This is a genomic window from Pseudomonas sp. R32, from assembly GCF_009866705.1.
GTDB classification, from domain to species: domain Bacteria; phylum Pseudomonadota; class Gammaproteobacteria; order Pseudomonadales; family Pseudomonadaceae; genus Aquipseudomonas; species Aquipseudomonas donghuensis.
The window spans coordinates 4272498-4297788 of record NZ_CP019396.1 but is presented as its reverse complement, the minus strand read 5'-3'; the positions used below and the strand labels follow the sequence as shown (position 1 = coordinate 4297788).

Below are 25291 nucleotides of genomic sequence, written 5' to 3'. Positions count from 1 at the left end.
AGCGATAGGGGTTAACCCTAGGCCTTTGTAGGAGTTTTCCTTGCCACGCCTGCAAACTGAATCGTCCGATCAGTCAACTTCTTTAATCTGTCTGGAGCTGTACATGAGCACTGCACGTCCTTCGTTGGGGTTTGCCGGTATCGGTCTGATGGGCTTGCCGATGTGTCGGCGGCTGTTGGCGGCGGGTTATCCGCTGACGGTGTGGAACCGCTCAGCGGACAAATACGCCGAACTGGTGAAGGCCGGTGCCCGCCAGGTGGCGACCCCGGCCGAGCTGTGCCAGCACGCCGATGTGTTGATGCTGTGCCTGGCCGACACGGCGGTGGTGCGCGAGGTGGTGTTTGGCGAACAGGGCATCGTCGAGGGCGGCAAGGCCGGCCAGTTGCTGGTGGATTTCTCCAGCCTCGAACCGACAGCCACCCGCGAGATGGCCCGCGAGCTGGCAGCGAAGACCGGTATGAGCTGGCTCGATACTCCGGTTTCCGGCGGCACCCCGGGCGCCGAAGCCGGCACCCTGGCGATCATGGCCGGTGGCGCGGCGCCAGACCTTGAGCGGGTACGCCCGGTGCTGCTGACCCTCGGTCAGCGGGTCACGCACATGGGGCCGGTAGGGGCAGGGCAGGTGACCAAGGCTTGCAACCAGATGATCGTTGCCTGCAACGCGCTGGTGATTGCCGAGGTGGTGGCGCTGGCCGAGCAATCGGGAGTCGATGCCAGCCTGATCGCCGAAGCGCTGGCCGGTGGTTTTGCTGATTCAAAGCCGCTGCAGATACTCGCCCCGCAAATGGCCGAAAGCCGCTTCGAGCCGGTCAAGTGGCACGTGCGCACCTTGCTCAAGGACCTCGATAGTGCGGTGAAATTCTCCCGCGAACAGGCTTCGGCGACGCCGATCAGCGGCCTGGCCGCCCAATTGATGCGCTTGCATGGTAGTCAGGGCTATCTGCAAAAAGATCCGGCGACGCTGATTGATCTGTACCGGCATAAGGATTGAAGCTGCTCTGCCTCTGCTGATGGCGCTGGTTGAGCTCGCCAAGGATCGGCCGCAGTTCGCCCAGCGGCACTGGCCGGCTGAGCAGGTAACCCTGGACGAAGTCGCAGCCTTGCTGGGCGAGGAACTGGTACTGCTCGACGCTTTCGACGCCTTCGGTGATCACCTGCAGGTGCAGGGTGTGAGCCATGACGATGATTGCCTGGACGATTTCCATGTCCGGTCGGCAACGTGGCACTTCCTGGATGAACGAGCGATCGATCTTCAGCGTGTCCAGCGGCAGGCGCTTGAGGTAGGCCAGTGACGAGTAGCCAGTGCCAAAGTCATCGATTGACAGCGATACGCCCTGGGCGCGAATGCCCTTGAGCAGGGCGATGGTGTTGTGAATGTTGCCCATCAGCGCGTTTTCGGTGACTTCCAGTTCCAGCTGGCGCGCCGAGATCCCGGCCTGGCGCAGGGCATCCTCGATTTCACGGCCCAGCTCTTCACGGGCCAGGGTCAAGGCCGAGCAGTTGACTGTCACCTTGAGCCCGTCATACCCGTGGCGGATGAGCTGAGCCAGGTCTGCGCAGGCATGGCGCAGCACCCACAGATCAAGTTCGGCGATCAGGCCATTGGCTTCGGCAATACCGATAAAGCGGTCCGGGCTGAGCAGGCCGTGCTGTGGATGTTGCCAGCGCACCAGCGCTTCGAGCTTGGCAACCTGACCGCTATGCAGGTCGAAAATCGGCTGATAGTGAATGCGCAGGCCATGCTCTTCCAGCAGGGCAATACGCAGTTCCTCTTCCAGTTGCAGTTCGAGGGTGGCGCGGGTTTTCAGGTTGCTATTGAAGAAGTTCAGGTTGTTGCGCCCGCAGCCCTTGGATTGGTACAGGGCCAGGTCGGCGTTTTTCAGCAGCTCTTCGCAGGTACGGCCGTCGTCGGGGAACACACTGATACCGATGCTGGTGGTCATCACCATGCGCCGCCCGGCCAGGTCGATCGGTTCCTTCATCTTCTGCATGATGCGCTGGGCCAGGTGTCGGGCTTCGTCGCGGCTGTGCAGGGCAGTAAGGATGCAGAACTCATCGCCACCAAACCGGGCGACCACGTCCTGGCTGCGGGTGGCAATCTTGATATGCGCGGCAATCACCTTGAGCAACTCGTCGCCAGCGTCGTGGCCGAGGCTGTCATTGATGCGCTTGAAATGGTCGATGTCGAGAAACATCACCGCCAGCATGCCGTCATTGGCCGTTTGTTCGGCCAGGCGCTCGGCGAATACCTGATTGAAGCCACGACGGTTGACCAGGTTGGTCAGGGCATCGTAATGGGCGGCCTGCTGCAGGGAGACTCGGGCCTGGTCGAGCTGGCTGAGCAGCACGTTGACCCGGCGCAGGTCGTGTTCCTTGCTTTGCAGCTTCTTGTCCGACAGTGCGGCGCTGATGCTGCTGGCGCTGATCAGCAAGGTAATGAAGGCAATGGTCAGGCTCAGTTGCAGGCTATTGTCGCTGACTGGCAGCGACAGCGGGGTATCGGGGGCGATCACCAGGGTCAATGCCGCCATCCCCAATAAATGGGTGCCGACAATGCCTGCAGCCATCAGCACGCTGGCGCCGTACTTCATCAATTGATAGAGGCTGCCGCTGCCATTGCGCAAATAGCGGGCGAACAGCAGTGCCGCGAGGCTGGTGGCGATGGCCGCGGCAACGGAAGCGGCAAACAGGTCGGGACGATAGAACTGCTGGGCGCTGGAGCGCATAGCCGCCATGCCGGCGTAATGCATGGCGATAATCCCCAGGCCGAAGCACACCGCCGCTTGCAGGTAATGGCGCGGCAGCAGCTCCTGGCGGCCCAGGGTATTCATGGCCATCCAGCCGGCCAGCAGCATGATCAGCAGCGAAGCGCCGGTCAGGGCGACGTCATAGTGCACTTCCAGTGGTGTTTGCAGGGCCAGCAGGCTGACGAAGTGCATGGCCCAGATGCCGCCGGCCAGGCAGCAGGCACCGAGCAGGCGCCACCGCCGCTGAGCCGCGGGCAACTCAACGTGGCTCAGGCGCTCGGCCATGTCGAGGGTGGCAAAGCTGCCGGCACAGGCGATCAGGAATGCAAGCAGCACCAGGTAGGGGTTATGCCTGCAATCGAGAAGGATCTTTCCGGTTGCCGGAAGTTCGGCGAGCATTTCTAGCCCCAGCCACTCCATAGCATCCCTCTTAGTCGAGTGTGCACTCGTCCCCCAATAGCCTGCTCGGAGACCGTTCTGCAGGAGTATAGGAACTCGGCATTAGTCCATCCTGATTAATGGCACATTGACTCCTACGATTTGGTCATTGAGGCAATAGCGCCGGGTTCTAAAACTGCAAATGCTTACAATTACCCGGTATCAGTGCGGTCAATGATGGCAGACAGATCGTCGAGGGCCCTCTAGATTCAGCTCGGCGTACTGGAAAGCCCCGAACAATAATAACGAGGGACTGATCGATGCAGAGCTCCACTCAAGCGGCGAACGCCTGGCGAATCCTGTTTCTGTTGTTTCTGGCCAACCTGTTCAACTTCTTCGACCGCACCATTCCCGCCATCATCATCGAGCCGATCCGCCTGGAATGGCATTTGAGCGATTTTCAGATCGGCTTGATCGGGACGGCGTTCACCCTGGTGTATGCGATTGCCGGATTGCCGTTGGGGCGCTTGGCCGATAACGGCTCACGCAGCAAGTTGATGGGCTGGGGGCTGATGGCCTGGAGCGGGCTGACGGCGGTCAACGGCATGGTCGGCAGTTTCTGGAGTTTTTTGCTGGTGCGCATGGGCGTGGGCATTGGTGAAGCCAGTTATGCGCCAGCTGCCAACTCGCTGATTGGCGACCTGTTCCCCGCTGAACGGCGGGCGCGGGCCATGGGCATCTTCATGCTCGGGCTGCCGTTGGGGTTGTTGCTGGCGTTCTTTAGCATCGGCGCCATGGTCCAGGCGTTCGACAGCTGGCGGGCGCCGTTCTTCATCGCGGCGGTGCCAGGGCTGTTGCTGGCGCTGTTCATGTTCATGATTCGCGAACCGGCGCGCGGGGCGGCGGAGCCGGTGGCGATTTCCCAGGCGCCGCTGGACCGGCCGTTGCGCCGGGTCCTGAGTGTGCCGACCTTCTGCTGGTTGGTGCTGGCCGGCCTGACCTTCAATTTCGCCACCTACGCGTGCAACTCGTTCATGGTGCCGATGTTGCAGCGTTACTTCCTGTTGTCGCTGCAGCAGGCAGCGGTGGCCACCGGGGTGATCGTCGGCTTGACCGGCTTGGTGGGCTTGACCCTTGGCGGCTGGATTGCCGACAAGCTGCACCAGCGCTTTGCCAATGGGCGCTTATTGTTTGGCGCCTTGAGCATGCTGATTGCAACCCTGGCCACCGCCTGGGCGCTGCATGCCGGGCGGATCGAGATCGGTGTGTTCGTGGCTGTGTTCGGCGTCGGCTGGTTGTTTGCCTACAACTTCTATACCTGCGTCTACACCGCGATTCAGGATGTGGTGCAGCCGCGTCTGCGAGCGACGGCGATGGCGTTGTTCTTTGCCGGGCTTTATCTGCTGGGCGGCGGCCTGGGGCCGGTGGTGGTCGGTGCGCTGTCGGACCATTTTGCCGTGGCGGCGATGCAGGCGGCGGGGCAGGTGCAGATGAGCGAGGCATTCAAGGCTGAAGGCCTGCATGGGGCAATGTACCTGATACCGGTGGCGTTGATGCTGACGCTGGTGTTCCTGCTGCTGGCCTCGCGGTGCTTTAGCCGCGATGCGCAGAGGATGAGGGAAGGGATGCTGGCAGACAGTGAGGGGGGCGCGGGCAAACTTGCGCAGGCCTGAGGGGCCTCATCGCCAGCAAGGCTGGCCCCCACAAGGTTCAATGTTTGCCTGCAATCTGCAGGTTGATAAAGATCCTGTGGGAGCGGGCTTTGCCAGCGATGAAAACGGCGCGGTTTATCCGGCGACCAACACCCGAATCGCTTCCAGGCGCAGCGCCGCTTTCTCCAGCATTGCCAGGCCTTGTTCACGCTGCTTGCGCAGGGCTTCGATTTCGCTGTCGCGTACGGTCGGGTTGACCGCTTGCAGCGCAGTCAGGCGCGCCAGCTCTTCGTCGGTTTCCGCCGCCAGGCGCTGCTGCGCTTGGGCAACACGCTCGGCATGGCGCGGCATGATCTTGGCTTCGCCGCTGTTGATCCGCGGCGCCAGTACGTCGCGCTGGGCCTGGATGAACTTGTTGGCGCTGGCCTTGGGCACGCTTTCGAGCTGGTCGTTGAGGGTTTCGAAGGACACCCGCGAAGCCAGGTCGTTGCCATTGGTGTCGAGCAGGCAGCGCAGGGCGGCCGGTGGCAGGTAACGGCCCAGTTGCAGGGCGCGCGGGGCCACCACTTCACTCACGTACAGCAGTTCCAGCAGCACGGTGCCGGGCTTGAGCGCCTTGTTCTTGATCAGCGCCACCGAGGTGTTGCCCATCGAGCCGGACAGTACCAGGTCCATGCCGCCCTGGACCATCGGATGCTCCCAGGTGATGAACTGCATGTCTTCGCGTGACAGCGCCTGGTTGCGGTCGTAAGTGATGGTCACGCCTTCGTCGTCGCCCAGCGGGAAGCTGGCGTCGAGCATTTTTTCGCTCGGCTTGAGGATCAGGGCGTTTTCCGAGTGGTCTTCGCTGTCGATGCCGAAGGCGTCGAACAGGGTTTCCATGTAGATCGGCAGGGCGAACTGGTCGTCCTGTTCGAGGATCGCCTCGACCAGCTCCTGGCCTTCACCTGCGCCACCGGAGTTGAGTTCGAGCAGACGGTCGCGGCCGCTGTGCAGCTCGGCTTCGAGGCGCTCGCGCTCGGCGCGGGCTTCGTCCACCAGCGCTTGCCATTCGTCATCGTCACCGCTTTCGAGCAGCGGCAGCAGGCGCGGGCCGAACTGATGCTGCAGGGCGTTGCCGGTTGGGCAGGTGTTGAGGAAGGCGTTCAGGGCCTGGTGGTACCACTGGAACAGCCGCTCTTGCGGGCTGTTCTGCAGGTGCGGCACGTGCAGTTCGATAGTGTGCTTCTGGCCGATCCGGTCCAGACGGCCGATACGCTGCTCGAGCAGGTCCGGGTGGGCGGGCAGGTCGAACAGCACCAGGTGATGGGCGAACTGGAAGTTGCGGCCTTCACTGCCGATCTCCGAGCAGATCAGCACCTGGGCGCCGAATTCTTCGTCGGCGAAGTAGGCGGCGGCGCGGTCACGCTCAAGAATGCTCATGCCTTCATGGAACACCGTCGCGGGAATACCGGAACGCACGCGCAGGGCGTCTTCCAGGTCCATGGCGGTTTCGGCGTGGGCGCAGATCACCAGGACCTTGACCCGCTTGAGCATCTTCAGGGTGTCGATCAGCCAGTCGACCCGGGGGTCGAAGCGCCACCAGCGCTCTTCTTCGCTGCCTTCGCCCTGGGACTGGAAGGCCACTTCCGGGTACAGCTCGGCGTGTTCGCCCAGCGGCAGCTCCATGTACTGGTCGGGGTTGGGCAGCGGGTAGGGGTGCAGGTTGCGCTCAGGGAAACCCTGGACGGCGGCGCGAGTGTTGCGAAACAGTACGCGGCCGGTGCCGTGGCGGTCGAGCAGCTCGCGGATCAGGCGGGCGCTGGCCTGGGTGTCGCCATCGTTGACCGCGGCCAGCAGGGCTTCGCCTTCGGCACCGAGGAAACCTTCGATGGTGGCGTGGGCCTGGGGCGACAGGCGGCCTTCGTCGAGCAGTTCCTGTACCGCTTCGGCTACCGGGCGATAGTGTTCGCTTTCGGCGCGGAAGGCGGCCAGGTCGTGGAAACGGTTCGGGTCAAGCAGGCGCAGGCGGGCGAAGTGGCTGTCCTGGCCCAGTTGCTCCGGAGTTGCGGTCAGCAGCAGGACGCCGGGGATGACCTCGGCCAGTTGCTCGACCAGGGCGTACTCGGGGCTGACCTGGTCTTCATGCCAGACCAGGTGGTGCGCCTCGTCGACCACCAGCAGGTCCCAGCCGGCGGCAAACAGCGCGTCCTGCGCCTTCTCGTCTTCTGTCAGCCACTCCAGGGCGACCAGCGCCAGCTGGGCATCCTCGAAGGGGTTGCTGGCGTCGCTTTCGATAAAGCGCTCGGCATCGAACAGCGCAACCTCAAGGTTGAAGCGCCGGCGCATTTCCACCAGCCACTGGTGCTGCAGGTTCTCCGGGACCAGGATCAGCACGCGGCTGGCGCGGCCCGACAGCAGCTGGCGATGGATCACCAGGCCCGCTTCGATGGTCTTGCCCAGGCCCACTTCGTCGGCCAGCAGTACCCGCGGAGCGATACGGTCGGCCACTTCCCGGGCGATGTGCAACTGGTGGGCAATCGGTTGTGCGCGGGTGCCACCCAAGCCCCAGAGCGACGACTGCAGCTGACGGCTGGTGTGCTCCAGGGTGTTGTAGCGCAGCGAGAACCACGGCAGCGGGTCGATCTGCCCGGCAAACAGGCGGTCGCTGGCCAGGCGGAACTGGATGAAGTTCGACAGCTGGGTTTCCGGCAGGGTGCGAGCCTGATTCTGGGCATCGAGGCCGTGATAGACCAACAGGCCATCGACGTCCTCGACCTCGCGCACGGTCAGCTTCCAGCCCTCGAAATGGGTAATCTGATCGCCAGGCGAGAAGCGCACCCGGGTCAGGGGCGCATTGCGCAGGGAGTACTGGCGGGTGTCGCCAGTGGCCGGGTAGAGCACGGTCAACAAGCGGCCGTCCTGTGCCAGAACGGTCCCCAGACCTAGCTCGGCTTCGCTGTCGCTGATCCAGCGTTGCCCCGGTTGATACTGCTGCGCCATACTGCCTGACTCCCGCCATGAAAAAGCCGACTATCTTAACGGATAGCTCTGTGCAGACCAAAGAGTCTAGCAACTTCATCGACGAAAACCGCTGTCGCCATTGAGGGCCCGATACAGCCATGCCGATCTCCAACCCGTGGTTCATCCGAACGCTGGCCGTGGCGGGACTGCTACTGCTGGGGGCCTGTGACAAGAAAGCTTTCGAAATACTGGCGCCGATTCCCCCCGGGCAGCTCGAGGCGCTGGGTGTGCAATCGCCCGTTCAGAGCGTGCATTACCGCGACCGCGAAGGTGAAGGCCTGCTGGTGCTCAGCCGCAACGATGACCAGGTCCGTGACGAAGAAACCGATCAGGACGTTGACCGGGTGCAGCTCAGCGCCACGCTCTACGGTCGCCAGGACGATGACAGCTTCAAGCCGCGCTGGAAAATCGAAAACGACACTACTTGCGCCGGGCTCGACCTGGATGTCGGCTTTTATACCGATGTCAGCGGCGTCAGCGATCTCAACAACGACGGCCTGGCCGAACTGACGGTTGCCAGCCACGCCTTTTGCGGCGGCGGTGTCGATCCCCTTGAACTGCATGTCGAGCTGCGGGAAGGCCAGGCCAGCTATGCTATCAATGGCCAGTCGCTGATCGCCATCGAGGGCGAGGAGCCTTTTGGCGGTGAGCGTGAAGACAGCCCGTCGCTCAAGAGCGCGCCGCAAGTGTTGCGCGATCACCTCAACGAGGTCTGGAACAAGGTGCTCAAGCGCCCGTGGAGCGAAAGCCAACCCACCCCGGCGGACGAGGCGGACGATCAGTAGCCGGCAATTGTGAAGCGGCCCGCACATTTTACCGGCACTGGCTCAAGGCCCATGGCCATCAGCCGACACACTGGCGACAGGAGATCATCCCATGCTGCCGCCCCTCATCCCGCTCAGCGCTGCACCCGTGACCCAGCAACTGGACCCGGTAAAGCCGACGCCAGATATCAAGCCCGTGGTCCCGGCCCAGCCTACTTCCAGCGACAGTACAATCGACCTCAAGCAGCGTGACCCGGAGCAGGCGGCGATCCTCTTGCGTGAGGAGCAGCGCCGTCAGCACCGCAGGCGCCAGTCGAGCCAGGATGAAGAACTGTACCAACCGCTGCCTGGCGATGAAGTCAACGCCGACAACACCGTACCGGTGGCGCCGTTGATAGGCGAGCAGCCACGCCAGGGGCTGCTGGTGGACATCGAAGTCTGAGGATACAAGCGCTACTGGTCAGCGCCGGCCGCAGCCTTCATCATTGCAGCACTGCAGTCAGCTTTCCGAGCCCACCATGAGCCAAGACGACAACCTGATCGACCTCGGTGCCGAACGTGCACGCCGGGTCCACGACCTCAATGAAAAGCGCCTGAACGAAGTTCGCCAGGCGTTCGAGCAGGCCATGCCGCTGGGCAAGGCGAAGAAGAAGCCCAAGGGCAAACCCAAGAAGCGTTGAAAACTTGATGCAGGTCAAGCCTGTACCCGCCTTGCGCGCCCGCTTCCGGGCGCTATTGACCTCGGTCAATTTCCTTCCCCGAGCCATTCGTTACCTTAAGCCCATCGGACAGGTGCAGGCAAATGGAGGCCGACATGTTCTTCGATAATGTGGTTATCGCTGGAGTGATTACAGTCGGTCTGATGCTGATGTTCTTCGTCGGATTCGGAATTTTCATCTGGAAAGATTCGAACAAGCGCAAAGAGCGCTGATCCTTTCCAGTCACGGGCACGCAAGGCATTTAGGGCGACTTCGGTCGCCCCTTTTTTTTGCCTGTGAAAAAACCTTTAATCAAGCACTGGACTATTAATAGTTAGCTAGCTAATAATTGAGCCCTGAACTTCTCGCTTCATCCTGACTATCTTTACAACACCGTCGTTCAAGGTGCGTCCCGTGCCCATCACGTTGCAGGCCCTGCTGGCGCCAAACACATCCGCTGTGCAATTTGCCCTCAAGACGCTGCTTGGCGGTGGCTTGGCCTTGTGGCTGGCGCTGCGCTGGGGGCTTGAGCAGCCGTCCTGGGCATTGATGACGGCATTCATCGTTGCCCAGCCATTGTCGGGCATGGTGGTGCAGAAGGGCCTGGCGCGGCTGCTGGGCACGCTGGTCGGGACCGTCATGTCGGTGTTGTTCATCGGCGCCTTCGCCCAGACCCCATGGTTGTTTTTGCTGGCCCTGGCCTTGTGGCTGGCGCTGTGTACCGCCTGTTCGACCTTGCTGCGCAGTGCCTGGGCCTATTCGTTCGTGCTTGCCGGTTACACGGTGGCGATCATTGCCTTGCCGGCAATCAACCATCCGCTGCTGGTGTTCGACCAGGCGGTGGCGCGTTGTACCGAAATCTGTCTGGGGATTGTCTGCGCGACGGCCACCAGCGCCTTGCTCTGGCCCATGCGTGTCGAGCAACAATTGAGCGGGCAGGCGCGCCAGGCCTGGCAAAGCGGGCTACAGGCCGCCAGTGCCGCCTTGAGTGGCGAAGAACAGGGGCGCAAGGGGCTGCTGGAGATTCTTGGGCGCATCGTCGCCGTTGACTCCCAGCGCGAGCATGCCTGGTTTGAAGGCAGCCTCGGCCGCCAGCGCGCTCGGGCGATTCGCGGGCTGAGCCAGAAGCTGCTGGTGCTGTTGCGTATTTCCCGCTCGGTGCGTCGGCAATGGCGGCAACTCGATGAGCAGCAGGCGCAGCACATGGCCCCTTGGCTTGAGGAGGTCCAGGCGCTGTTGGCCCATCCCGATCAGGCCAGCCTGTTGCTGCTGCGCCAGCGCGTTTGGGATGCAGCCCACGATGAGCGCATCAGCTCGGCCGAACACTACTGCCTGGCGCGCCTGACCTTGCTGCTGGATAACGCCATGGCCGCGACCCAGGCCTTGCGCGGGGTGGAGGAGGGCAAACCGGCCGCCGATGTGCCCGACAGCCTGGCTGCCCATCGCGATGTGTCGCTGGCCCTGCTGTTCGGCTCGCGCAGCGCCTTGGCATTTTTGGCCATGGCCAGCTTCTGGCTGGCCACTGCCTGGCAGGCGGCTCCCGGTGGGTTGGTGCTGACCTGCGTGGTCTGTAGCTTATTCGCCAGCCGCGAGAACGGCGCGCAGATCGGCATGAGCTTTTTGCGCGGGATCCTGCTGGCGATACCGGTGGCGTTTGTGGTCGGGCAGATCTTGCTGCCGGAGCTCAGCAGTTTTGCCATGCTCTGCCTGGCCATGGGCGTGCCGCTGTTCTTTGGCGCCTTGGGCATGGCCAACCCGAAGATCGGCGCCACCGCGACTTCTTATTGCCTGCATTTTATCGTGCTGGTAGCGCCGCTGAATGTCATGAGCTTCGATGTCGCCAACTTCTTCAATAGCGCCCAGGCCATGCTGATGGGCGTCGGCGCCGCGGTGCTGGCGTTCAAGTTGCTGGTGCTGCGCAACCCGGCCTGGCATGGCAAGCGCCTGCGCGCCGCCACTCAGAGCGACCTGGTGCGCCTGACCCGCCGTGAGCTGCGGGGCGCCGACAGCTGGTTCGGCGGGCGCATGGCCGATCGCTTGCTGCAACTGGCCCGGCATTACAGTGCCTTGCCCGAACATGAGCGCGGGCGCTGGGATGATGGCCTGCACGGCCTGGATATCGGTGACGAACTGCTGCACCTGCGCATGTGCCTGGCGGTTGCCCAAGCGCCGGTGGTCACGGCCGAGCGCCAGTACCTGCAGCAACTTGAAGCGGTATTGGCCAGCGGCCCGGCCCCGGGGCGCGGCCAGCGCCTGGACGCGGCTAGCGAGCAGTTCATCGAGGCGCTGCAACATGTTCCCGGCAGTGACCCGCTGCGCCTGGCCATTGGCGCCGTGCTGCAATTGCAGAAGAGCTGGGGCAAGTGGTGCCGTCGGCAGGAGGAAATCCATGGGCTTGCGTGAATGGGCGCTGGGCGGTGTGCTGCTCAGCCCGTTTCTGGTTTATGTGTTGTTGGCCTTGCTGCTGACCGGCGTGGTGCGCCTGCTGTTGCGCTACACGCCGTTGGGGCGTTGGGTCTGGCATGAGGCGTTGTTCGACTGCGCGCTGTTCGTTTGTATTCTGACCTTGGTGACCCACGTGCTGGGGCCGTTATAAGGAGTGTGACCATGCGTGCTGCTGTACGTATCGCAGTAACCCTGTGCCTGGTGGCGGTGGCCATATTTGCCGGCTGGAAGCTCTGGCAGTACTACATGCTCACGCCCTGGACCCGTGATGCGAAGATTCGTGCCGACGTGGTGATCATCGCCCCGGACGTGTCCGGCTGGGTGCGTGAGCTGAAAGTGCATGACAACCAGCAGGTCAAAGCTGGCGAGCTGCTCATGTCGATCGATCGCGACCGCTTCGAAGCCGCCCTGGACAAGGCCAACGCCGTGGCCGAAACCCGCCAGCAGCAACTGCGTCTGCGTGAACACGAAGCGTCGCGCCGTGCCGCCCTGGGGCCCCAGGCGATCAGCGCCGAACTGCGCGAGAACGCCCAGATCAATGCTGCCGTTGCCCGTGGCGAACTGCGCGAGGCGCAAGCCGAGGTCAAGGTCGCGGCCATCAACCTGGCGCGCAGCCAGGTCAAGGCGCCGCGCAGCGGGCACATCACCAACCTGCGCCTGGCCGAAGGCAACTACGTCAATGCCGGGCAATCGGTGATGGCCTTGGTGGATGACTCGACCTTTTACGTACAAGCCTATTTTGAAGAGACCAAGCTGCCGCGCATTCATGTCGGCGACCCGGTCAAGGTCTGGCTGATGAGCGCTGGCGAGCCGATGCAAGGGCATGTCGAAAGCATCAGCCGCGGCATTACCGACCGCAACGCCAACCCTGACAGCCAGTTGCTCGCCGAAGTTGAACCGACGTTCAACTGGGTGCGCCTGGCCCAGCGCATTCCGGTGCGGATCAAGCTCGATCAGGTGCCGGATGGGGTCAACCTGAGCGCCGGCATGACCGCCAGCGTGCAGGTGCGCGAGGACCAAGTGCAGCATTGAGCGCTTACAGGAACATCCCGCCCGACACTTCCAGGCGCTGACCGGTAATCCAGCCGCCGCCATCGCCCAGCAACAGGGCAACTGCGGCGCCGATATCGTCCGGCAGGCCGACTCGCCCCAGGGCGGTGTTGCCGGCGATGAAGTCATTGACCTCATTGTTATCACGCACCACGCCACCGCCGAAGTCGGTTTCGATCGCGCCCGGCGCAAGTATGTTGACGCGAATGCCGCGGGCGCCGAGTTCCTTGGCCTGATAGCGGGTCAGCACTTCCATGGCGCCTTTCATCGCGGCATAAGCGGCATAGCCGGGCAGGGCAAAGCGGGTCAGGCCGGTGGAGATGTTGACGATCCGGCCCTGGTCGGCAATCAGCGGCAGCAGGCGCTGGGTCAGGAAGAACGGGCCCTTGAGCTGGATATTGAACAGCTGCTCGAACTGCGCTTCGCTGGTTTCACTGAACGGCGCGTTGATACCGATGCCGGCGTTGTTCACCAGAAAGTCCAAGTGCTGGCGGCCGAATACCTTGTGCAGGGTTTCGCTCAACTGCTGGGCAAAAGCCTCGAAACTGGCGCTGTTACCCACGTCCAGTTGCAACATGGCCGCACGCACGCCGCTGGCCTCGAGGGTTTTAACCAGTGCCTGGGCCTCATCAGCCTTGCTGTTGTAGGTACCGATGATGTCGATGCCCTGGGCGGCCAGGTGCAGGGCGGTATTCTTGCCCAGGCCGCGGCTGGCGCCGGTGATCAGTGCGAGTTTGCGGGTCATGGTGTGGTCCTCGTGGTCGAGCCGGTGGCTGAAGTTGGGAGGAGTTTATTGGTCGGTTACTGGCTGATAAATCCATGGAAATCGGAAATACTGATCGGGTAGTCCGAACAGTTGAGCGTTCATCCATGAACAAGCTGGAACTGCTGCGCACCTTTGTACGGGTCAGCGAATTGTCGAGTTTCACCCACGCCGCCGAGAGCCTGGGGCTACCGCGTTCGTCTGTTTCCGAACAGGTTCAGGCCCTGGAAGCGCTGCTTGGCGCGCGCCTGTTCAATCGCACCACGCGGCGGGTGCAGGCCACCCAGGATGGCCTGCAACTGTACGAGCGTAGCAAAGACCTGTTGGCGCGAATGGATGAGCTCGAAGGGTTGTTTCGCACCGATGCGGCAACGCTCAGTGGCCGTTTGCGCATCGATTTTCCGACCTTGGTGGCGCGGCGCATCATTCTGCCGAACTTGCCGCAGTTCATGGACCGCCACCCTGGCCTGACGCTGGAGATCAGCTGCACCGATCGTCAGGTCGACCTGCTACGTGAAGGTTTTGATTGCGTGCTACGCATCGGCACGCTGAGTGACCTGAACCTGGTCGCCCGGCCCCTGGGCAGCCTGCGCATGCTCAATTGCGCCAGCCCCGCGTACCTGGCTCGTTTTGGTACACCGACCAGCCTTGCGGATTTATCCAACCATCGGTTGATTCACTATGTGCAGCATCTGGGGGCGCGCAGCCCGGGTTTTGAGTATGAACAGGACGGCGCGACGCTGTACCAGGCCATGCCCGGGGGCATTACGGTCAACAGCACCGAAGCCTATGAAAGTGCCTGCCTGGCCGGGCTTGGCCTGATTCAGGCGCCGGCTGCCGGGCTGCGCGAATTCCTGGATCGCGGCGAACTGGTGCCGGTACTGCAGGCATTCAATGCGCCACCGATGCCGGTGTCATTGCTCTACGCCGGGCAATTGCACCTGCCACAACGGGTGCGGGTATTTATGGAGTGGCTGGCGCAACTGCTTCAGGCTCAACTCGATCCAGTGGCAGGCGGAAGGTAAACAGCGTTCCGGCTTCGGCGCTCGACACCACTTCCATGCGCCCGCCGTGGGCCAGGGCAATCTGGTTGGCAATGTACAGGCCCAGGCCAAGACCGGGTTGCGGTGCATCGTCACGTGGTCGTGAAAAGGGCTGGAACAGTTGCGCCATCACCTGCGGGGCAATCGGTTCGCCCTGATTGTGCACACCGAGGACGAACACCCGATCGCGGATGTCCGCCATGACATTCACGGGGCTGTCGGCAGCGCCATGGGTCAGGGCATTGGCAATCAGGTTGGACAGCAACTGGGTGACCCGCTCGCGGTCGCAGTGCATGTTGCCGAGGTTGCCGATGTTCAGGTGTATCAAGCGCTCCGGGTGCACCCGTTGCAGCTCCGAAGCCACGTGGCTGAGGGCTTCGGCCAGGTCCGGGCAGGGCTGGACGTTGATCATGATGCCGTTGCCCAAGCGCCCGCGGGCAAAATCCAGGACATCGCGCACCAACTGGTTGGCGCGTCGTCCGCAGGTCAGGATGTGCTGGGCGATGGCGCGGCTTTTTTCATCCTGCAGGCGCTGGCTGAGCAGTTCGGCGCCTGCGGTAATGGCGAACAGTGGATTGCGCAGGTCGTGGCCGAGCACGGCGATGAACTGTTCACGCAGTTCGGCGATGGCGCGCTCTTCTTCCAGGGCCTGTTCGGTTTGCTGGACGTTCTCTTCGCTTTCGATCTGGATCGACAACAGGCGGGCGAAGGACTCCATCATTGGCTGGATGGCACTGCCCTTGAGCTCGGCGGGCAGAGGGTCAAGGGCGCAGATGGTGCCGAAGAAGCTGCCGTCGGTGCGAAACACCGGCACGGAAATGTAGCTCTCGAACTTGTAGATGCGCGGGGTGTGGTGGTTGCAGTACTGCTCGTCTTCGCTGGCCTTGTCGATCACGATGGTCTGGTGGCTGGCGCGGATCTCGTGGCACAGGGTGGTGATCAGCTCCAGTTCGCCGCCGACTTTCAGGCCAAAGCCCAGTGAGTCGAGCACGGCGCAAGCCGTCCAGCTGCTGTCGGTAACCCGGGCGACCGCCGCGAAGCGCATGCCGGTGGTCTCGCAGATAACCTGCAGGATGGCAGGTACTGCATTGATACGGCTGATCGTGGCGATATCTGAAGTGACGGCGGTGCTCATGAATCATCCACGTTCGCTGACTACTGGAGGGCGTTGAGTAGGTTAAGTCTAGCGAGCAACAGCTGCTTCGGTGAAAAAATCCTTTACCGGATGCGATGAATTTCCATTAACCTTGACCTCGAGTTGCCCGCCAGAGCGCAACCCCTTTCGCCCAGCGTGCCAATCCCCTTTTCAAGTGAGGTTTGACATGCACATCACATCCCAGGACATCTGCGCCGCCGCCGACCAGCTCAAGGGCTTTGTCGGTTTTCACCGCAAGCTTGGCAAGCATATCGTGCGTTTCAGCGAAGACTCGTTCGGCATGGACGTGGCTGACGACAGCATCACCCCCAGCAGCGAGTTTGTCTGGCAGGCCGGTGACGGCGAGATCATGACCTTGAGCCGTGCCTTGATCGAGGTTCTGCTGGCGCAGAATGTCGATGAGCGGCTCAATGTTACCGAGCCGCTGCGAATTTACCTGCGCCGCAAGGATTTGCCGGAGATTGCCGCACAGCGGCGGTTGCGGGCCTGAGGCAAGACCGCACTGGGCGCATCGCTGGCAAGCCCGCTCCCACAGGGGGTGGTGCACGCCGATCTACACTGGGAGTCGGCCTTGCCGGCGATGCTTTTCAAGCTGACGCTGCCCAGACTGGCGGGGTTCGCCCGCTCCAGGGCAGCGTCTGTTCCAACTGCCCGGCCAGGCTCAGCAGCAGACGCTCACCCGCTGCACCCGCGGTAAACTGCATACCGAGCGGTAGGCCGCTAGCCGCATCCTGGTACAACGGCACCGACATCGATGGCGTACCGCAAATGTTCGCCAGGGCAGTGAAGGGGGAGTGATTGAATACCCGGTGCATCCAGCCCAGCCCATCGACCTGTTCTTGACCTGCGTTGTAGTCGCCGATGACCGGCGGCAGCTCGCTCAGGGTCGGGCTCAGCAACAGGTCAAAGCGTTGGAAGAACCCGCCCAGTTTCCGACTGACCAGGTTGCGCTGATCCATCGCCGCGAGCAGCTCGGTAGCCGACAGTGCTTTGCCATAACGGTGCAGCGCCAGGGTTGCCGGCTCCAGCCATTGAGCGTTGAGCGGGCGGCAAGTCTCGGCACTCAGGGCATCAAGCCAGGCTGCGGTGTTGCTGCCCCAGAAGCGCGCGTTCATCTCGACGAAAGCCTCCCACGACAGACCGATATCCAGGTCTACCTGCTGGCAGTGGTGACCAAGACTCTCCAGGGTTCGGACCAATCCCTGAAGCGCCTCGACCATCAGCGGATTGCTGCGCCGGCCATTGAGCGGATGCCACTGCACGGCAATTTTCAAGGTGCCAGGTGCTTGCTTCAGCGCGCTCAGGTAACTGCCTTGTGCAGGGGCCAGCGGGTACGGATCGCCCGCTTGCGCCCCGGCCATGCAATCGAGCAGCAGGGCGCTGTCGCGCACCGTACGGCTGAGCACACCCTGAACCGCTAGGCCGTTCCAGGCTTCGTCCATGAATGGCCCCATGGAAATCAGCCCGCGTCCGGGCTTGAGCCCGAACAAGCCACAGGCCGCCGCTGGCACCCGGATCGAGCCGCCGCCATCGGTGGCATGGGCAACCGGTACCATGGCGCTGGCCACCGCGGCCGCCGAGCCACCGCTGGAGCCACCGGCGCTGCGGTTCAGGTCCCAAGGGTTGCGGGTCGGGCCGCACAGGCGCGATTCGGTGGTGGTGCTGATGGCCAGTTCCGGCGTGGTGGTACGCCCCAGGGTGAGCAGTCCGGCGCGGCGAAAACGCTGCATCAGGAACGAGTCGGCCGTGCTGGCGGTGCCTTGCGCCAGGCGACTGCCGAACTCGTGGGCGCGGCCCTGCATGCTGATGGCCAGGTCCTTGATCAGAAATGGCACGCCGTACAACGGTCCTTCGGCGCAGGCGGGCAGCGGTTCGTCGTGCCAGTGTTCGGCCAGGGCATTGACCTTTGGCTCCACGCTGGCGATAGCCTGCTGCGCCGCTGCCAGCACTTCATCGGCACTGACTTGTCCTTGAGCAATAAGCTCGGCCAGGCCGATGGCATCGAATTGCACATATTCACTCACCTTCATGGCGCACTCCCGTGACAATTGACGATAAAATACCGATGGGTATCGAAAGATACTCATGAGTATAGAGTGATACTTGTTAGTATCGTCGTCAACTGGAGTGAGCCCATGCGTTCGCAACGAATCGCCCGTCTGCCCCCGCGCGAGCGGGTCCTGGATGCTGCCCACGAGCTGTTTTTCAACGAGGGCATCACTCGCGTCACTGTCGATGCCATTGCCGCGAAGGCCGAAACCACCAAGATGACCGTGTACCGGCACTTCGAGTCCAAGGATGTGTTGGTACTGGAGTGGTTGCGTCTGATGATGGCCGAGTACGACGAAGTCTGGGGGCGTTTGGCCGAGCAGTTCAGCGCTCAGCCCGCGCGACAGATCCTCGGTTTTGCCGAGTTTCTGGTACAGGAGCCGGTGCTTTCTTCGCACCGTGGTTGCGCCTATACCAATACCCTGGCAGAGCTACCGGTGTGCGACAGCCCGGCGCGCGAGCTGATCGAGGCGCACAAGCGTCGTCAGGCGGCCCGTCTGGTGCGCTTATGTGAAGCGTCGGGGATCGCCGAGCCTGAGCAGGCAGCGTTCGAACTGACGCTGCTGCTCGAAGGCGTGCAGATCGTTGCGCAGAACAAAGGTTTTGACGAGGTCGGCCCGAACCTGCTCAAGCTGGTACGCGCCCGGCTTGGTTTACCTGCGGCCTAGGAGACGTCGGCGCGGCTGTTCTCACCGGCTTGCAGCAGTGCTTCGAAGGCCAGCTTGTCGATCGGCTTGCTCAGGTAGTAGCCCTGCACCTCATGGCATTGCTCCTTGCCCAGGGCCTTGAGTTGCTGCTCGGTTTCCACCCCTTCGGCGGTGACGGTCAGGCCCATGGCCTTGCCCAGGTTGATGATCGCCTGAACCACGGCGCGGTCGTTGCCGTCGCTGCTGAGCCCGGCGATGAAGCGCTTGTCGATCTTGATGCTGTCGAATGGGTAGGTGCGCAGGTAGCCCAGTGACGAGTAACCGGTGCCGAAATCATCCATGTTCAGGCGCACGCCCAGCTCCTTGAGCGCATTCATGGTGCTCAACGCGCCTTCGATATCGTTGAGCATGACGTTTTCGGTGATCTCCAGCTCCAGGCGCTGGGCCGGGAATCCGGTCGCGACCAGGATCTCATGAACATCCTTGACCACGTCGCTGCGCGAAAACTGTGCGGGCGACAGGTTGACCGACACCAGCAGGCCCTCCGGCCAGTGGCGGGCGGTCTCGCAGGCTTCGCGCAATACCCAGCGGCCCAGGGGCACGATCAGGTCGGTCTGTTCGGCCAGGGGAATAAAGGTGTCCGGGCCCAGCAGGCCTTCGACCGGATGCTGCCAGCGCACCAGCGCCTCGACCGACACGATCTCAAGGGTTTCCAGGCGGTAGCGTGGCTGGTAGTGAAGGATAAACTCACCGTTCTTCAGTGCCTTGCGCAAGTCGTTTTCCAGTTGGCGGCGGTACTGGATCTGCTTGTTCATTTCTGGCGAGAAGTAGCGCCAGGTGTTCTTGCCTTCTGCCTTGGCCTGATACAGGGCGATATCGGCGCAGCGGATCAGCTCGCCGGCATCGAAGCCCTGCAGGCGCGTCTGCGCCACGCCCAGGCTGGCGCCGATGTGCAGGGCCTGTTCTTCGTAGTGGATCGGCTGGTGCAGGCTGTCGATCAAGCGTGCACAGAAGCGATCGATCTCGTTGCGGCTGTCCATGCCGTTCATTACCAGCACGAATTCATCACCACCCAGGCGCGCCACCAGGTCGCCGTCGCGGGTCGATTCGCGCAGGCGGGCAGCGACTTCCAGCAGCACGGCGTCGCCGGCGGGATGGCCAAGGGAGTCGTTGATCGGCTTGAAGCTGTCCAAGTCAAGCAACAACAGGGTCAGCGGTGTAGCGTCCGGGCCCTTGAGCAAGGCCTGGTCGAGAAAACGCGAGAGCTTGTTGCGATTGGCCAGGCCCGTCAGCGCATCATGCATCGACAGGTGCTGGATGCGCGCGTGGGCAGCGACTTCATCGGTAATGTCGCTGGCGGTGCCTCGATAGCCGGCCAGTTTGCCGTCAAACACAATCGAGCGGGCTGAAACCCGGCAAAACCGTACCTGGCCACTCTGGTCGCGATAGGCGCAGCGCAGGTTGGCAACTTGCTGCGAGTCGGTATCGGCCTGGTTGTCGAGCCACTGTATCAGCGGCGTGGTCTCGCAACTGAGCAGTTGGTTGAGCGGTTGGCCGAGCCAGTCCTCGCTCTGAAAGCCCGTCACGGTGACGAAGCGCTGGGACAGGTAGCTCAGGCGATGATGACGGTCGGTTTCCCAGATCCAGTCCGATGCGGCCTCGGCCACTGCGCGAAAGCGCTGCTCGCTGGCTTCCAGCGCCTGGTTAGTAGCCTGCAGGTTGCGCAGGTTGGCGTCGATTTCCTGTGATGTGCGCAAGGCATAGCGGAAGAAGTAGACCATCAGCAAACCCAGTACCAGCATGGCGCCGAGCAACGGCGGCAGCACGGCCCAGAGCAATTGTTCGCCGGGGCGCGGGGTGATCCAGTCAAGCCGGTAGCCGGTATCGCCAAGCTTCAGGCTGGGTTGATCCGCCAGCGGCGCGTCGGCTTTTTCGATGTGCATGCCGCTCAGGCCGACGCCGCTGCCCAGGCGGGTGAGTTTTTCCGGCGTCAGTTGATCAACGAAGAGCATCACCGAGGTGGTTTGCGGGTCGATGCCCAGCACTTCGTCATCGGGCCGAATGGCCGCAGCCACCAGTACTGCGGGCCAGCCGTTGAACAGCACGTGTTCGGTAATCTGCTGGCGTTCGGCAGCGACGCTGCGCGCCTTGTCGATGATCGGGCCTAGTGGGCTTTCTATATAGGTATCGGCCGGGGCCTTGCTTAGCTGGCCCTTGAACAGGGCGTACTTGGTCGTCTGGTCATCGATGACGAACACCCCCTCGTAGCCGCTGGCGGTGTACAGCGAGTCGCCAACGTTTTTCTCTTCATACGCCCAGTGCAGGTCGGCGCTGCCATTGAGGTGATCATAAGCGGCGTTCCATACCGCGTAACTGGAAAGAAACTGCCGGGATGACTCCAGCCGCTGCTCCAGGGCCTTATGGGCGTAGAAGCTGCTTTTTTCCCGCTCGTTGGTGTTGAGCGTGGCAGCGATATTGAACAGTGCCCCCAAGGCAATCAGACAGGCAAGTGCGAACAACGCCGCGATGGCGGCAATGAGTTTGCGTGTTTGCAAGCTGGGGCGTTGGCTGGCTGGCAGAGCATCGGCAATCCTGTCCATACTCGGGCTGGTCCTTGTTGAGCTGCATCCCTGCGGCCTGGCCGCGCGGACGAACGTTCACTCAGGATAGGCCAGCTTCAGCGCAGTGAGGTCCGAATCGGCGAAATTGACCTGATTACGGCCACCTTTCTTGGCGCAATACAGGGCTTTGTCCGCTTCATTGAGCCAGGCTTCCGGGTCGGGCAGGGCGTCGCTGCAACTGGCCAGGCCGATACTCAGGCTGATGTGCAGCTCCGGTAGCTGTGGGTTGCGGTAGCTGCCGACCCGTTCGCGCAGGCGTTCCATGGCCTGCCTGGCGTCTTCCAGGCGGGTATCCGGAAGAATGACGCAAAATTCGTCGCCCCCGTAGCGTCCGGCCAGGTCATCATCGCGCAGGGTGCGCTTGAGCTCATTGCTCAACTGGTGCAGGACGCAATCGCCGACGACATGGCCGTAGGTATCGTTGATGGTTTTGAAGTGGTCGATGTCGATGATTGCGATCACCGCTTCGCGGCCTTGCTGCTGGCAGATCTGGAACTTGAGCTGCAGCAGGTCTTTCCATGAGCCATGATTGAGCAGGCCGGTCAGGCTGTCGGTGCGGCTCAGGGCGCTTAGCCTGCGCTTGTGTTCAGACAGCTTCATCGCCAGGCGATAACAGACCCAGCCGACCGCCATGGGGTAGAGCGTCAGCATCGGCAGGCACGCATAGACTTGCAGGGTGGTTGCGTGCAGTTGTAGCCCGGGGCCGAACAGGGCGATCGACAACAGCATGCCCAGGCCCTGGATCAGCAGGCCCCTGAAGAACAGACGCTGGCCGCCTGCAGCGAAGTTGTTCATGGCCATCATCGCCAGGATAGTCACGCTGGGCAGCGGGTTGAACTGCAGGGTGGCGGTCCAGAACCCGCCCATCAGCGAGTCCAGTTGCAGGTTGCGGTACTCGGCGTGGTACGGGACGTTGGCGCGCAGGGCGATTTGATAGGCCAGGTGCGGCCAGACCAGGCCGTTGAACAGCAGCAGGGTCCAGGCCCATGAGGGCACAGGCAGGCTTGAAATCCCGGCCATTACGCTGAGCATGCCGATCCCCAGGCCGATGATGCGCGGCAGGTAAATCCGCTTTACAAATGAAAGTCCCTTGCCGCTTTTCTTTTCCATCATGGATGCTGGTCTATTCCGGGGCGCCGTTTATCGCATAAATGCTGTCAATATTGTTGAACAATCGCAGGCTATTGAAAAATGGCCTTACAAGCCATTTCACGGTTGATGCAATCACTGTGGGGTACCATGAAACTGATCTTCATCCTTGGAGTGTTTCTGCTCATGGCCCCGCTGACTCCCCAGGCCGGTGAACCGGCGCAACGCCAGGATGGGCGCTATCGCAACCAGGTGCAGTTGCCCCAGGACGGGGTGATGAAAAAACTGCGCATCGGCCTTAAATACCTGCTCCTGAGAAAGCCCGCCGATACCCGGCCCAGTGTCAGCATTGCCGTGCAGCCCCTGAGCCGCCAGCAGCTGCTTGAAGCACCGGATCATAGCGTCTGGCGCTTGGGGCATTCCACGGTACTGTTGAAACTGAGCGAGCGCTTCTTCATCACCGACCCGGTGTTCGCCGAGCGCGCCTCGCCAGTGCAATGGGCCGGCCCCCGGCGTTTTCACCCGCCACCACTGAAGCTCGACCAATTACCGCCGTTAACCGCGGTGATTCTCTCCCACGACCACTTCGATCACCTCGACGAGCAGGCCATACGTCAACTGGCCAACAGTGCCGAATACTTCATTGCGCCTCTGGGGGTGGGCGATATTCTGATTGGCTGGGGTGTGCCGGCGAGCAAGGTCCGGCAATTGGATTGGTGGCAGGAAACCAGCGTCGAAGGCGTAAGGTTTGTCGCAACCCCGGCGCAGCATTTTTCCGGGCGCGGCCTGTTCGACAGCAACAGTACCCTGTGGGCATCCTGGGTGATGATCGATGACCAGCTGAAGGTGTTTTTCAGTGGCGATACCGGCTATTTCGACGGCTTCAAGGAGATCGGCAAGCAGTACGGCCCCTTCGACCTGACCCTGATCGAAACCGGCGCCTACAACGTCAACTGGCCCGATGTACACATGCAGCCCGAGCAAAGCCTGCAGGCGCACCTTGACCTGCGCGGGCGCTGGTTGCTGCCGATCCATAACGGTACGTTTGACCTGTCCACCCACAGTTGGCGTGAACCGTTCGACCGCATCCTGGCGTTGGCCAATGCCGCACAGGTATCGCTGAGCACGCCGCAGATCGGCGAGCGGGTCAGCCTCGATCAACCGCACAGTGGTCCGGCCTGGTGGCAGTCCAAGCCACAACGGGAGCTGCGTCAGGGCGGCGAACGGGTGCTGGCGGCGCGAGAGCCCTAGGGTTTCTTGCCTGCCGACTGGTCTTTTTGCCGGTCACGCCGGGGTAGGGCAGTGGGCGGCTTGCTGCTGTCGCTACGCACCTGGGCGTGGCTGATCAGGGCGAAAATGAAGCTGCCGCCAATGATGTTGCCGATCAGGGTCGGCACGGCGAAATCCAGCCAGAATGCCGTCCAGCTGACTTCGCCGGCCCAGACCAGGTAGGACACTTCCACCGAGCCGACGACGATATGGGTGAAATCACCCAGGGCCATCAGGTAGGTGATCATCAGGATGATCCACGCCTTGGCGCTTTCCATCGACGGGATCATCCAGACCATGGTGGCGATCATCCAGCCCGAGATGATGCCTTTGGCAAACATCTGGTTCAGGTCGTTATCCATCACCTTGTGGCCGACGTCGAGGAAGGCGACGTCGGTCTTGCTGTCGAAGATCGGCAGGTTGAGCATCACATAGGACACCAGGATGGTGCCGGCCAGATTGCCGAGCAGTACCACCGACCATAAACGTAGCAAGCGACCGAAGTTGCGCAGGCTCGGTTCGGTCATCACCGGTAGTACCGCGGTCAGGGTGTTTTCGGTAAACAGTTGCTGGCGGGCCAGGATCACGGCAAGAAATCCGGCCGAGTAACCCAGGCTGGCGATCACCTGGCTGCTGTCGTCTTCGGGCAGGCGCGAATAGAACAGCCCCATGGCCATCAGCGACAGGCCCATGCTCAGCCCGGCGGCAAGCGCCGACCAGAACAGCGCGGCGATGGTGCGCTCCAGCTCCTGGTCACCCTGGAAACGAATGATCTCGTGCAATACCGCCGCGCGGGGTGGCTGGTTATGGCTGACTTCCTGCTCTTCGTCTGCAGACAGGCCGGGGGTTTTGCCGCTTTGCGCTTCACTCATGGCGGTGGCTCATCTATGGGGTGCCTTATCTACAGATCGACGCTGCTTCGATTAGTTGCTTGCCTCCAGCAGGTTCAGTGCCAGTTGCGCGACCTGCAGGGGCGTGCGGGCGTCTTCGTGCAAGTCATCCTCGAGAAACCAGGCCGCCGACAAACCACACCAGGCGACGATCCACTGCAGCATGTGCTGACGAGGCAGGTCGGCTGTTTCGCATACAATCTGCAAGCGCCGCTGAAAACAGTGTGGGTCGGTGGCCAGAGCGTGGGTCGGATTACAGAACAGGTTGGCATAGTCGAAGGCGCGGTCGCCGTAGAGGTGCTTGGGGTCGATGGCCAGCCAGCCTCTGTTGCCGAAGTCGAGAACGTTGCCGTGGTGGATATCTCCATGCAGCACCCTCTGTTCGCCGGGGGAGGCGAGCAACTGGCTGGCAATGTCGGCGCAACGTCGGTACAGCCCGCCATTTTCTTCGGCGGCGGGCCACAGGCCGGAAAACCAGCGTTGTAGCTCGACCAGTGGCGGCAGCGGCTGGTCCCGTGGTGCATGCAGGCGGGCAATCGCCGCGCAAAGGATGCGCGTGGCCTCTTCGTCGCGACCGTGTTGAGCATGATCGGCCAGTGAGGCGGTCCCCTGAGCACGCTCAAGCAATACGGCGTGATCGATGTGTTCGAGCACCGCGGCGGCGCCTTGGCCATCCCACCACTGCATCAACAAGGCACCGGACTGTTCTTCGGGTTCGTGGGCGATCTTGAGCATCGCTGCCTTGCCTTTATAAAGGACGGGCAGCAAGTGGCTGCTGTGGGTGATGATTGGCTCGCCGTCGGCGGTCAATTGCCAGCGTTGCAGGTAAGGTTCAAACATAGTGCCTCCCAGGGCAGGCCGGTACTCTCTATACAAGGTGCTCATTCTATATAAGGTGCTCATTTTGCCTTTGTTCAATGTTTTTTGAATTAACCCTTGACGCCCGATTTAATCTCTCTATAATTCGCCCCACTTCCGGCGCAGTCGGAGCTGAAAACTCCTTGAGTTTCAAAGAGTTAGCAGTTTC

22 protein-coding genes are annotated in these 25291 nt (G+C 62.2%); 13 read left to right on the top strand and 9 right to left on the bottom strand.

From position 1 onward, the window contains the following. Nucleotides 1-103: 103 nt before the first annotated feature. Entirely contained in the window at nt 104-991 is an 888-nt protein-coding gene (locus tag PspR32_RS19860) for an NAD(P)-dependent oxidoreductase (RefSeq protein ID WP_159389062.1), read from the top strand. Here the strand turns inward: PspR32_RS19860 and PspR32_RS19855 are convergent. After that, nucleotides 891-3167, bottom strand: a complete 2277-nt coding sequence (locus PspR32_RS19855; protein ID WP_010221096.1) for a putative bifunctional diguanylate cyclase/phosphodiesterase — start codon at nt 3165-3167, stop codon at nt 891-893. The genes PspR32_RS19860 and PspR32_RS19855 overlap by 101 nt on opposite strands. A 278-nt stretch (nt 3168-3445) precedes the next feature. Here PspR32_RS19855 and PspR32_RS19850 point away from each other — a divergent pair, with 278 nt between their 5' ends. Next, entirely contained in the window at nt 3446-4798 is a 1353-nt protein-coding gene (locus PspR32_RS19850) for a spinster family MFS transporter (protein ID WP_036996626.1), read from the top strand. A gap of 114 nt (nt 4799-4912) precedes the next feature. On the opposite strand, the gene rapA is transcribed toward PspR32_RS19850, so the two are convergent. After that, entirely contained in the window at nt 4913-7759 is a 2847-nt protein-coding gene (gene rapA, locus PspR32_RS19845) for an RNA polymerase-associated protein RapA (RefSeq protein ID WP_010221098.1), read from the bottom strand. A 119-nt stretch (nt 7760-7878) separates the two neighbouring features. Between rapA and PspR32_RS19840 the strand changes: the two genes are divergently transcribed. The 7 genes from PspR32_RS19840 (at nt 7879) to PspR32_RS19820 (ending at nt 12719) form a co-directional block, all read left to right on the top strand. After that, complete coding sequence (locus tag PspR32_RS19840; RefSeq protein WP_036996625.1) at nt 7879-8565, top strand: M949_RS01915 family surface polysaccharide biosynthesis protein; 687 nt, start codon at nt 7879-7881, stop codon at nt 8563-8565. Nucleotides 8566-8656: 91 nt separating this feature from the next. Continuing rightward, on the top strand, nt 8657-8986 hold the full coding sequence (locus PspR32_RS19835) for a hypothetical protein (RefSeq protein ID WP_010221100.1): 330 nt from the start codon (nt 8657-8659) through the stop codon (nt 8984-8986). A 76-nt stretch (nt 8987-9062) separates the two neighbouring features. Further along, a complete protein-coding gene (locus PspR32_RS26215; RefSeq protein ID WP_010221101.1) occupies nt 9063-9224 on the top strand; it encodes a hypothetical protein in 162 nt (53 codons plus the stop codon). 134 nt (nt 9225-9358) lie between these two features. Next, entirely contained in the window at nt 9359-9475 is a 117-nt protein-coding gene (gene ccoM, locus PspR32_RS26530; protein ID WP_010221102.1) for a cytochrome c oxidase subunit CcoM, read from the top strand. Nucleotides 9476-9656: 181 nt separating this feature from the next. Then, nucleotides 9657-11645: an FUSC family protein gene (locus tag PspR32_RS19830; protein WP_100782850.1), complete on the top strand. Its 1989-nt coding sequence runs from the start codon at nt 9657-9659 to the stop codon at nt 11643-11645. After that, the gene (locus PspR32_RS19825) at nt 11632-11838 is read left to right on the top strand and encodes a DUF1656 domain-containing protein (protein ID WP_010221104.1); all 207 of its coding nucleotides are present in this window, start codon (nt 11632-11634) and stop codon (nt 11836-11838) included. Before PspR32_RS19830 ends, PspR32_RS19825 begins: the two co-directional genes overlap by 14 nt. An 11-nt stretch (nt 11839-11849) precedes the next feature. After that, a complete protein-coding gene (locus tag PspR32_RS19820) occupies nt 11850-12719 on the top strand; it encodes an efflux RND transporter periplasmic adaptor subunit (protein ID WP_010221105.1) in 870 nt (289 codons plus the stop codon). Between the two features lie 4 nt (nt 12720-12723). Here PspR32_RS19820 and PspR32_RS19815 read toward each other — a convergent pair whose 3' ends face one another. Then, nucleotides 12724-13482, bottom strand: a complete 759-nt coding sequence (locus tag PspR32_RS19815) for an SDR family NAD(P)-dependent oxidoreductase (protein WP_010221106.1) — start codon at nt 13480-13482, stop codon at nt 12724-12726. A 125-nt stretch (nt 13483-13607) separates the two neighbouring features. Here PspR32_RS19815 and PspR32_RS19810 point away from each other — a divergent pair, with 125 nt between their 5' ends. After that, nucleotides 13608-14525, top strand: a complete 918-nt coding sequence (locus PspR32_RS19810; protein WP_159389061.1) for a LysR family transcriptional regulator — start codon at nt 13608-13610, stop codon at nt 14523-14525. Here PspR32_RS19810 and PspR32_RS19805 read toward each other — a convergent pair. Beyond that, the gene (locus PspR32_RS19805) at nt 14464-15678 is read right to left on the bottom strand and encodes a GAF domain-containing sensor histidine kinase (RefSeq protein ID WP_036996622.1); all 1215 of its coding nucleotides are present in this window, start codon (nt 15676-15678) and stop codon (nt 14464-14466) included. The two genes, PspR32_RS19810 and PspR32_RS19805, sit on opposite strands and share 62 nt — an antisense overlap. A 187-nt stretch (nt 15679-15865) precedes the next feature. Between PspR32_RS19805 and PspR32_RS19800 the strand changes: the two genes are divergently transcribed. Next, on the top strand, nt 15866-16189 hold the full coding sequence (locus PspR32_RS19800) for a DUF2025 family protein (RefSeq protein WP_010221109.1): 324 nt from the start codon (nt 15866-15868) through the stop codon (nt 16187-16189). A gap of 97 nt (nt 16190-16286) precedes the next feature. Here PspR32_RS19800 and PspR32_RS19795 read toward each other — a convergent pair whose 3' ends face one another. Next, on the bottom strand, nt 16287-17729 hold the full coding sequence (locus PspR32_RS19795) for an amidase (RefSeq protein WP_159389060.1): 1443 nt from the start codon (nt 17727-17729) through the stop codon (nt 16287-16289). Between the two features lie 105 nt (nt 17730-17834). Here PspR32_RS19795 and PspR32_RS19790 point away from each other — a divergent pair, with 105 nt between their 5' ends. Further along, nucleotides 17835-18416: a TetR/AcrR family transcriptional regulator gene (locus PspR32_RS19790; RefSeq protein WP_010220522.1), complete on the top strand. Its 582-nt coding sequence runs from the start codon at nt 17835-17837 to the stop codon at nt 18414-18416. On the opposite strand, the gene PspR32_RS19785 is transcribed toward PspR32_RS19790, so the two are convergent. Together PspR32_RS19785 and PspR32_RS19780 are read right to left on the bottom strand one after the other, a co-directional pair. Continuing rightward, nucleotides 18413-20995 carry a bifunctional diguanylate cyclase/phosphodiesterase gene (locus tag PspR32_RS19785; protein ID WP_159389059.1) on the bottom strand — a complete coding sequence of 861 codons (2583 nt, stop codon included), beginning with the start codon at nt 20993-20995 and terminating at the stop codon, nt 18413-18415. The genes PspR32_RS19790 and PspR32_RS19785 overlap by 4 nt on opposite strands. 57 nt (nt 20996-21052) lie before the next feature. Continuing rightward, entirely contained in the window at nt 21053-22126 is a 1074-nt protein-coding gene (locus PspR32_RS19780; protein ID WP_026001161.1) for a diguanylate cyclase, read from the bottom strand. A 129-nt stretch (nt 22127-22255) separates the two neighbouring features. On the opposite strand from PspR32_RS19780, the gene PspR32_RS19775 reads away from it, so the two are divergent. Further along, nucleotides 22256-23356: an MBL fold metallo-hydrolase gene (locus PspR32_RS19775; protein ID WP_159389058.1), complete on the top strand. Its 1101-nt coding sequence runs from the start codon at nt 22256-22258 to the stop codon at nt 23354-23356. Here the strand turns inward: PspR32_RS19775 and PspR32_RS19770 are convergent. Both PspR32_RS19770 and PspR32_RS19765 read right to left on the bottom strand, forming a co-directional pair. Continuing rightward, nucleotides 23353-24246: a formate/nitrite transporter family protein gene (locus tag PspR32_RS19770; RefSeq protein WP_100782854.1), complete on the bottom strand. Its 894-nt coding sequence runs from the start codon at nt 24244-24246 to the stop codon at nt 23353-23355. The two genes, PspR32_RS19775 and PspR32_RS19770, sit on opposite strands and share 4 nt — an antisense overlap. A gap of 51 nt (nt 24247-24297) precedes the next feature. After that, nucleotides 24298-25104: an aminoglycoside phosphotransferase family protein gene (locus PspR32_RS19765; RefSeq protein WP_159389057.1), complete on the bottom strand. Its 807-nt coding sequence runs from the start codon at nt 25102-25104 to the stop codon at nt 24298-24300. Nucleotides 25105-25291: the final 187 nt, after the last annotated feature.

Coding starts and splice junctions, on each gene's coding strand:
- PspR32_RS19860 (WP_159389062.1), top strand. CDS start 104: ATGAGCACTGCACGTCCTTCGTTGGGGTTTGCCGGTATCGGTCTGATG.
- PspR32_RS19855 (WP_010221096.1), bottom strand. CDS start 3,167: ATGGAGTGGCTGGGGCTAGAAATGCTCGCCGAACTTCCGGCAACCGGA.
- PspR32_RS19850 (WP_036996626.1), top strand. CDS start 3,446: ATGCAGAGCTCCACTCAAGCGGCGAACGCCTGGCGAATCCTGTTTCTG.
- rapA (WP_010221098.1), bottom strand. CDS start 7,759: ATGGCGCAGCAGTATCAACCGGGGCAACGCTGGATCAGCGACAGCGAA.
- PspR32_RS19840 (WP_036996625.1), top strand. CDS start 7,879: ATGCCGATCTCCAACCCGTGGTTCATCCGAACGCTGGCCGTGGCGGGA.
- PspR32_RS19835 (WP_010221100.1), top strand. CDS start 8,657: ATGCTGCCGCCCCTCATCCCGCTCAGCGCTGCACCCGTGACCCAGCAA.
- PspR32_RS26215 (WP_010221101.1), top strand. CDS start 9,063: ATGAGCCAAGACGACAACCTGATCGACCTCGGTGCCGAACGTGCACGC.
- ccoM (WP_010221102.1), top strand. CDS start 9,359: ATGTTCTTCGATAATGTGGTTATCGCTGGAGTGATTACAGTCGGTCTG.
- PspR32_RS19825 (WP_010221104.1), top strand. CDS start 11,632: ATGGGCTTGCGTGAATGGGCGCTGGGCGGTGTGCTGCTCAGCCCGTTT.
- PspR32_RS19820 (WP_010221105.1), top strand. CDS start 11,850: ATGCGTGCTGCTGTACGTATCGCAGTAACCCTGTGCCTGGTGGCGGTG.
- PspR32_RS19815 (WP_010221106.1), bottom strand. CDS start 13,482: ATGACCCGCAAACTCGCACTGATCACCGGCGCCAGCCGCGGCCTGGGC.
- PspR32_RS19810 (WP_159389061.1), top strand. CDS start 13,608: ATGAACAAGCTGGAACTGCTGCGCACCTTTGTACGGGTCAGCGAATTG.
- PspR32_RS19805 (WP_036996622.1), bottom strand. CDS start 15,678: ATGAGCACCGCCGTCACTTCAGATATCGCCACGATCAGCCGTATCAAT.
- PspR32_RS19800 (WP_010221109.1), top strand. CDS start 15,866: ATGCACATCACATCCCAGGACATCTGCGCCGCCGCCGACCAGCTCAAG.
- PspR32_RS19795 (WP_159389060.1), bottom strand. CDS start 17,729: ATGAAGGTGAGTGAATATGTGCAATTCGATGCCATCGGCCTGGCCGAG.
- PspR32_RS19790 (WP_010220522.1), top strand. CDS start 17,835: ATGCGTTCGCAACGAATCGCCCGTCTGCCCCCGCGCGAGCGGGTCCTG.
- PspR32_RS19785 (WP_159389059.1), bottom strand. CDS start 20,995: ATGGACAGGATTGCCGATGCTCTGCCAGCCAGCCAACGCCCCAGCTTG.
- PspR32_RS19780 (WP_026001161.1), bottom strand. CDS start 22,126: ATGGAAAAGAAAAGCGGCAAGGGACTTTCATTTGTAAAGCGGATTTAC.
- PspR32_RS19775 (WP_159389058.1), top strand. CDS start 22,256: ATGAAACTGATCTTCATCCTTGGAGTGTTTCTGCTCATGGCCCCGCTG.
- PspR32_RS19770 (WP_100782854.1), bottom strand. CDS start 24,246: ATGAGTGAAGCGCAAAGCGGCAAAACCCCCGGCCTGTCTGCAGACGAA.
- PspR32_RS19765 (WP_159389057.1), bottom strand. CDS start 25,104: ATGTTTGAACCTTACCTGCAACGCTGGCAATTGACCGCCGACGGCGAG.